The sequence below is a fragment of the Bradyrhizobium elkanii WSM2783 genome (assembly GCF_000472865.1).
In the GTDB taxonomy this organism is placed as follows: Bacteria; Pseudomonadota; Alphaproteobacteria; order Rhizobiales; family Xanthobacteraceae; genus Bradyrhizobium; species Bradyrhizobium elkanii_A.
In genome coordinates, this window is sequence record NZ_AXAP01000068.1 from 35,656 (window position 1) to 43,422 (window position 7,767).

The window sequence follows — 7,767 nt, forward strand, 5'->3', positions numbered from 1 at the left end:
GGATCACCTCAGACTGTCGTCACCCGCGAAGGCGGGTGACCCAGTATTCCAGAGACGCCTGCGATCAGATCCGATGCCACGGCGTACTGGATCCCCCGCCTGCGCGGGGGATGACGCTCGCGTATGGGGGATGAAGTTTACCACCCCAGCCATTCCGGCTTGCGCGGCAGCTCCACGGTCTTGACCTTCTCGAGCTTGATCACGCCCTTGCCCATCAGGTCGTTGAGATCGCCGTCGGTCGAGCCCGTGACCTTGGAGCGGTAGAGATCGACCTTCGTGGTCGGGCGATGGTCCTTCTCGGTCCAGGTCGAGGCGTTGCAGACGCCCTCCATGCCTGATGGCACCCAGTCCTTCTTCTGGTGGAAGCCTTTCGCGACGTTCTCGCCGGTGGCGCCGCCGTTCTTGTCGGCCCATTCGATCGCCTCCTTCATGTAGAGGGCGGAGCAGACCGCGGCGATGTAGTGCACGGGACGGTAGATCTTGCCGGAGGGATCCGACATTTTGGAGATTTCCATCACCGTCTTCATGCCGGGCGCATCGCCGCCCCAGCCGACCGCGGTGCGCAGCGGGAAGATCACGCCGTCGGCGGCATCGCCGGCGGTCTTGGCCGCGTTCTCATCCATGCCCCAGACGTTGCCGAGGAATTGCACGTCGGCGCCGGCCGCCTTGCAGGCTTTCAGCACGGAGATGTTGGAGGCCGCCGTATTGCCGAGATAGGCGTAATTGGCGCCGGAGCTCTTCAGGCTGAGGCATTGCGCCGAGTAGTCGCCGGGGGTGAGCGCGAACACCAGCGGCGGCAGGACCTCGAAGCCGAGCTCGGTGGCCATCGCTTCGCCGGCCGCCTTTGGTGCGTTCGGATAGGGGTGGTTGGCGCCCATATGGACGAATTTGGGCTTGCCCGGCTTGCCCTTGGCTTTCCAATCATCCGCCGCCCAGATCAGCATGGCGCGCAGCGAGTCAGAATAGCTCGGACCATAGAAGAAATTATAGGGCGCGGGCTTGGCCTTGCCGCTGCTGCCTACCGGATCGGTCAATGCTGCCGCATAGGAGCCGGAGATATCCGGGATCTTGTCCTGGGCGAGGAAACCGGTCAGCGCCTCGGTATCGGCGGTGCCCCAGCCCATGATCGCCGCGACCTTGCTGTCGGGCGCCGACCATTTCTTGTAAAGCGCGATCGCGCGCGGCACCTGATAGCCGTAGTCATTGGTATCGACATTGAGCTTCTTGCCGCCGATGCCGCCGTTCTTGTTGACCCAGGCGAAGGTGTCAGCGACGGCCTGGCCGTAGGGCGTGCCGACATCAGAGGTGCCGCCGGAATAATCGGCGAGGTGGCCGATCGCAATCTGGGCCTGCGCCGCCACCGATGCGCCGCCGATCAGCAGTGCCAACGAGGCCGTGCTCAAAAGGGATCTAATCGTCATGGTCTTTCCTCCTGTTATTCGTTGATAGGTTTGTAATTCTTGCCCGACCTTAATGCGAGAACGGGTAAAGTTTCCAATATGCCTTGATCTGCCGCCAGCGGTGCGCGAGCCCGTCCGGCTCGAACATCAGGAACGCGATGATGATCAGCCCGATCGCGATCTCGCGCAGGAACGTGATGTTGTTGTTGAGCTCCAGCGCCCTGTCGATCGCGCTCCCCTTCAATTGCAGGCTGAGCCACTCCATTGCCTCCGGCAGCAGCACCACAAAGGCCGTGCCCATCAGCGTGCCCATCACCGAGCCGGTGCCGCCGATGATAACCATGGCCAGGAACAGCACGGAGCGCTCGATGCCGAAGCCTTCCTGCGAGACGACAAGCTGATAGTGCGCATAGAGCGCGCCGGCGATGCCGGCGAAGAACGCGGCAATACCGAACGACAGCGTTCGGTATTTGGTGAGGTTGATGCCCATGATCTCAGCGGAAAGATAATGGTCGCGGATCGCGATCAGCGCGCGGCCGTCGCGCGTGCGCATCAGATTGGTGACCAGAAGATAGCTGACGATGAGGTAAGCCAGCACGACATAAAAATACAGGCGGTCGCCGCGCAGTGTGTAGCCGAACATCGAAAATGGCTCGGCGCTCGCCGGCACCGAGCCGCCGGAGAACCATTCGGCGCGGGAGAAGAAATCGAGCAGGATGTATTGTGCGGCGAGCGTGGCGATGGCGAGATAAAGTCCCTTGAGCCGTGCCGCCGGCACGCCGAAGATCAGGCCGACCAGCGCGGTGACGAGACCCGCAAGTGGAATGGCGAAGAACACCGGGATCGGCGCATTGTTCGAGATATAGGCCGAAGTGAAGGCGCCAAGCAGGAAGAACGCCGCGTGGCCGATCGAGATCTGCCCGGTGAAGCCGACCAGCACGTTGAGGCCGAGCGCCGCGATCGCGAAGATGCCGATCTGGATCGAGATGCTGAGCCAGTAGTTCGAGAAGACATAAGGCGCAAGGCAAGCCAGCACGATGCCGGCGATCGCGAAATTGCGGCTGGTGATGGTCGGAAAGATCGTGGTGTCGGCCGCATAGGTGGTGCGGAAGTCGCCGGAGGGGATTAGGGAACGCGTCGCCATGGTCAGACCCGCTCAATGTCTTTGGTGCCGAACAGGCCGTAGGGCTTGATCATGAGGATGATGATCAAGACGTAGAACGGCGCGATCTCGTAGAGATTACCCCAGTGCAGGTACTGGCTGTCGACATATTGCGCGACATTCTCGAGCAGCCCGATGATGATGCCGCCGAGCACTGCGCCGCCGACCGAATCGAGCCCGCCGAGGATCGCCGCCGGAAATACCTTGATGCCGTAGGCGGAGAGGCCGGAAGAGACGCCGTTGACGACGGCCACGACGACGCCCGCGACCGCCGATACGGTCGCCGAGATCGCCCAGGCCATCGCGAACACGCTTTTCACGGAAATGCCGAGCGACTGCGCGACCTGCTGATTGTAGGCGGTGGCCCGCATCGCCAAGCCGTATTTGGAGGCGCGGAAGAACCAGGCCATGCCGATCATCATCGCGATGGAAACCACGAGACTCATCACGTAGACGGTCTGGATCTGGAGGCCGAACAGGTGGACAGATTGGCTCTGGAACACACGCGGGAACGGCTGCGGATTGACGCCGAACATCCATTTCAGCGCGGCCTGGAAGACCGTGGAGAGCCCGATCGTCACCATGATGACGGAGATGATTGGCTCGCCGATCATTGGCCGCAGGATCACGATCTGGATCGCGATGCCGAAGATGAACATGAACACCAGCGTGAGCGGCATACCCAGCCAGAACGGCACCTGGTATTTGGCGAGCAGTGCCCAGCACACCCAGGCGCCGATCAATAGCAGTTCGCCTTGCGCGAAGTTCACGACCTGCGTCGCCTTGTAGATCAGCACGAACGACATCGCGACCACGCCGTAGAGCGTGCCGACCACGAGGCCGTTGATCAGGAGCTGGAGCAGGAATTGGGTGTTCATGTTGATTTGCGACTAACGAAACAGAGGAACGTCGCTGCACCCTCTCCCTTTGTGGGAGAGGGTGGCTTCGCGAAGCGAAGCCGGGTGAGGGGTCGTCTCCGCATCGGAAGTGTGGAGAGGGAACCCCTCACCCTGTCGAGGCCTTGTCTGCCTGCGGAGCAGCCCTCTCCCACAAGGGGAGAGGGCACCACAACTCGCATCGCGCGTTGCTGTTGCTGATCGCTCATTCCGCAGCCTCCGCAGTCGCCGCAGCCACCATGTTCACCACCTTCAGCGTGGTCCGCACGCGCTGGGTCGTGCCATCCTGGAAGCGGATCACGGTATCGACCGGAATATTCGCGTCGCCGCGATAGATCGCGTCGATGATGTCGGCGTATTTCTCGTTGATGACGCCACGGCGCACTTTTCGGGTGCGGGTCAGTTCGCCGTCGTCGGCGTCGAGTTCCTTGTAGAGCAGCAGGAAGCGGGAAATCCGTTGGGCCGGCGGCAGCGAGGCGTTGACGGTCTCGACTTCCTTCCGCAACAGCGCATAGACCTCGGGACGCGAGGAGAGGTCGCTATAAGTCGTGAACGAGATCCGGCTCTTCTCCGCCCATTTCGAGATGATGGAGTAGCGGATACAGATCATGGAGGCGAGCGCGTCGCGGCCGGCGCCGAGCACCACCGCTTCCGCGATATAGGGCGAGAACTTCAGCTTGTTTTCGATATATTGTGGCGAGAAGCGATCGCCGCGCGAGGTCTCGGCGAGATCCTTGATACGGTCGATCACCACGAGCTGGTTGTTATCGTTGAAATAGCCGGCATCACCGGAGCGCATCCAGCCATCCTGGATGTCCGCCACAGATGCCTCCGGGTTCTTGTAATACCCTAAGAACATGTTGGGGTGGCGCACCACGATCTCGCCGACGCCGTTGACATCGGGATTGTCGACCCGGATCTCGATCGTCTCGGCCATCGCGATGCCCGTGGTATCGGGATCGACTGCGCCGGGCGGATGCAGCGTATAGGCGCCGAGCAATTCGGTCTGGCCATAGAGCGTACGCAGCGGCACGCCCATTGCCCGGAAGAATTTGAAGGTGTCGGGGCCGAGCGCGGCGCCGCCGGTGGCTGCCGAACGCAGCCGAGTGAACCCGAGCCGGTCGCGGAGCGCGCGGAATAGAAGCTGGTCGGCGACCACCGAGCGCTTGCCCTGCTCGAGCGCGGCAAGTCCCGTCTTCATACCGAGCTCGTAGAGCCTTTGCTTCAACGGCGACGAGTCCATCACGTCGGCGCGCACGTCTGCCGCGATCGCCTCCCATACCCGAGGCGCGAACAGCACGAACGTCGGCGCGATTTCGCGGAAATCGTGCATCATGGTGTCGGGCTCTTCGACGAAGTTGACCTTCATCCGGCAGAGCAGACCTTTGCCGAGCGCGTAGACCTGCTCCATGATCCAGGGCAGCGGCAGCACCGACACATACTCATCGTCCGGTCCCTTCGGATCGAAGGAGAGATAGGTCGCGCAGTGCTTGAGCACGCGGCCGGCCGCAAGCATCGCCAGCTTCGGATTGGCCGTCGTGCCGGATGTCGTGCAGAGGATCGCGACATCCTCGCCGCCAGTGGCATCGACCAGCGCATCATAGAGGCCCGGCTCGGACGCGGCGCGCTCGCGGCCGAAGCCGGCAAGCTTGCTCGCTTCCATCAGGCGCGGGTCGTCATATTTCCGCATGCCGCGCGGATCGGAATAGATGATGTGCTTCAACTGCGGCGCGCGGTCGGCGAGCCCCAGCAGCTTGTCGACTTGCTCCTCGTCCTCGGCGAACACCAGCTTCGCCTCGCCATAGTTCAGCAGGTAGGCCGCTTCCTCATCGAGCACGTCGCGGTAAAGTCCAAGGCTCATGCCGCCGATCGCGTGGGTGGCGATCTCCGCGGCCACCCAGTCCGGACGGTTGTCGCCGATGATGCCGATCACGTCGCCGTGGCCCAGCCCCAGTTCGATCATGCCGAGCGCGAAATCGCGCACGCGGGCCTGGTAATCGTCCCAGGTGAATTCGCGCCACAGGCCGAGATCCTTCTCGCGCAGCGCAATCTCGCGGCCATGCTCCCTCGCATTCAGCCGTAATATCTTCGGGAAGGTGTCGGCCTGCGCGGCGCGTCCGGCATAGTCCATCATGCCACGCTCTCCCGCGCTAGCGGCACGTGATCAGGATCGATCAGTGCCTCGTCCTCTTCGCCGAGATAGGCGCGCTTGACATGGGGATCGGCGAGCACGGTCGCCGGATCGCCCTCGGCGATCTTGCGGCCGAAATCGAGCACCATGACGCGGTGGGAGATGTCCATCACCACGCCCATGTCGTGCTCGATCATCACGACGGTCATGCCGAACTCTTCGTTGAGATCGACGATGTAGCGCGTCATGTCCTCCTTCTCTTCGAAGTTCATGCCGGCCATCGGCTCGTCCAGCAGGATCAATTGCGGTTCGAGCGCCATCGCGCGGGCAAGTTCCACGCGCTTGCGCAGGCCGTAGGGAAGCGTGCCGGCGGTCGCCTTGCGCACTGACTGCAGGTCGAGGAAATCGATGATCTCCTCGACCTTGCGGCGATGATCGAGTTCCTCGCGCCGCGCGCCGGTCAGCCAGTACAGCGATCCAGTGATGAAATTGTTCTTCAGCAGGTGATGGCGGCCGACCATGATGTTGTCGAGCACGCTCATGTGATGGAACAGCGCGAGATTCTGGAAGGTGCGGCCGATGCCGAGCGAGGGGCGGGCGTTCGGATTGAGACCCGTGATATCCTTGCCGCGATAGAAAAGCTGACCTTCGGTCGGCTTGTAGCGGCCGGAAATGCAGTTGACGATCGAGGTCTTGCCGGCGCCGTTGGGGCCGATGATGGAGAACAATTCGCCGGGCTTGATGCCAAAGCTCACTTCGGTCAGCGCACGGACGCCACCAAAGCGCAGCGACACCCCGCGCACCTCCAACGTGTAATCCACCTATTCCCTCCAGAAGCGGCGCTTCACGCGCTCTGTGTCTCTTGTTGCAAAGACAGCGATAATCTTACATCGGCCGTTCCGGCTAAGCCATCCGACTAATGGTGCCTCGTTCCACTGCGGACCCCACCGTTCATGCGCGGTAACGCCGCAGCCGGCACTTTGCCCCGTCCGCACTTCCACGCGTGTCGTGCAGATGACATTGCGCCGGTAGCCCTCCATAGGGCAAAGCGATACGGTGAAATGTCTTGTGCCCGACAATTGGCCGCCAAATTTCGTTCGGCCTGTGTATTGTTGCGACGCAACATAACGAGACGGACGACAGTCAACGGGATCATGATTGCTGCCGATTACCTGAAGCGCATCGCGGCCTGGTCCCGTGAGCTGGATGACCGCGAGATCGAGGTCGCGCGCAGCGGCATTACCGAGAAATCCTATGGCACCAATGAATTCATCTTCATGCGCGGCGACCGTTTTGACTATTGGACCGGCGTGGTGACGGGGCTGGCGCGGATGGGCATCGTCTCCCGCGGCGGCAAGGCCGCAAGCTTCGCCGGATTGACCGCCGGCGCCTGGTTCGGCGAGGGGTCGGTGCTGAAGAACGAAGCGCGGCGTTACGATGTGGTGGCGCTGCGTGACACGCGGCTGGCCATGATGGACCGCAAGACCTTCGTCTGGCTGTTCGAGAACAGCGTGGCGTTCAACCGTTTCCTGGTGGCGCAGCTCAACGAGCGGCTTGGCCAGTTCATTGCGCTGCTGGAATATGGCCGTACCCTGGATGCGACCGCGCGACTGGCGCGTTCCATCGCCTCTCTGTTCAATCCAATTCTCTACCCCGAGCTGTCGCGCCATCTCGAGATCACGCAGGAGGAAATCGGAGCGCTTTCCGGCATCTCGCGGCAGAATGCGAACCAGTGCCTGAAGCGGCTGGAGAAGGAGGGGCTCCTGCGGCTGGAATATGGCGGCGTGACCATCGTCGACCTCGAACGTCTCCGCCACTACGGCGAATAGTCCAGCCGGCTGGCCCGGCGCAGTGCTTGCCCGAAAGCTCGCGCCTAAGGTCCTGAATCCAAACGGGGTTATGGCATTAGACTTCGCGGAGGCCGGATGCTACAGACCGGACCATTCGCAACCTGGCGCAGTTCCGCGCCCTCGGAGAGGACATGCCGGTTCAGGACTCCAAGCGACGTGTCGCGCTTATCACGGGCGCCACCGGTCAGGACGGCGCTTACCTCGCTGAATATCTGCTCGGCCTTGGCTACACGGTCCATGGCATCAAGCGTCGCTCGTCGTCGTTCAATACGGCGCGCGTCGATCATCTCTACCAGGATCCCCATGTCGGCAACGTGCCGTTCCTGCT

The 7,767-nt window shown here is 62.3% G+C and carries 7 protein-coding genes; 2 read left to right on the plus strand and 5 right to left on the minus strand.

The window, feature by feature from the left end; translation table 11 throughout:
* Positions 1–137 precede the first annotated feature (137 nt).
* The 5 genes from YY7_RS0137205 to YY7_RS0137225 form a co-directional block, all read right to left on the minus strand.
* Positions 138–1,421: an ABC transporter substrate-binding protein gene (locus YY7_RS0137205; RefSeq protein ID WP_028167634.1), complete on the minus strand. Its 1,284-nt coding sequence runs from the start codon at positions 1,419–1,421 to the stop codon at positions 138–140.
* A 49-nt stretch (positions 1,422–1,470) separates the two neighbouring features.
* The gene (locus tag YY7_RS0137210; protein WP_028167635.1) at positions 1,471–2,544 is read right to left on the minus strand and encodes a branched-chain amino acid ABC transporter permease; all 1,074 of its coding nucleotides are present in this window, start codon (positions 2,542–2,544) and stop codon (positions 1,471–1,473) included.
* A 2-nt stretch (positions 2,545–2,546) separates the two neighbouring features.
* On the minus strand, positions 2,547–3,440 hold the full coding sequence (locus tag YY7_RS0137215) for a branched-chain amino acid ABC transporter permease (protein WP_028167636.1): 894 nt from the start codon (positions 3,438–3,440) through the stop codon (positions 2,547–2,549).
* 223 nt (positions 3,441–3,663) lie between these two features.
* Positions 3,664–5,592, minus strand: a complete 1,929-nt coding sequence (locus YY7_RS0137220) for a long-chain fatty acid--CoA ligase (RefSeq protein ID WP_028167637.1) — start codon at positions 5,590–5,592, stop codon at positions 3,664–3,666.
* A complete protein-coding gene (locus tag YY7_RS0137225; RefSeq protein WP_035691877.1) occupies positions 5,589–6,410 on the minus strand; it encodes an ABC transporter ATP-binding protein in 822 nt (273 codons plus the stop codon). Before YY7_RS0137225 ends, YY7_RS0137220 begins: the two co-directional genes overlap by 4 nt.
* Before the next feature lie 333 nt (positions 6,411–6,743).
* Between YY7_RS0137225 and YY7_RS0137230 the strand changes: the two genes are divergently transcribed.
* Together YY7_RS0137230 and YY7_RS0137235 are read left to right on the plus strand one after the other, a co-directional pair.
* Positions 6,744–7,418, plus strand: a complete 675-nt coding sequence (locus YY7_RS0137230) for a Crp/Fnr family transcriptional regulator (RefSeq protein ID WP_028167639.1) — start codon at positions 6,744–6,746, stop codon at positions 7,416–7,418.
* 152 nt (positions 7,419–7,570) lie between these two features.
* Positions 7,571–7,767: GDP-mannose 4,6-dehydratase (locus YY7_RS0137235; RefSeq protein WP_028167640.1), on the plus strand; the 197-nt coding region annotated here is incomplete at its 3' end.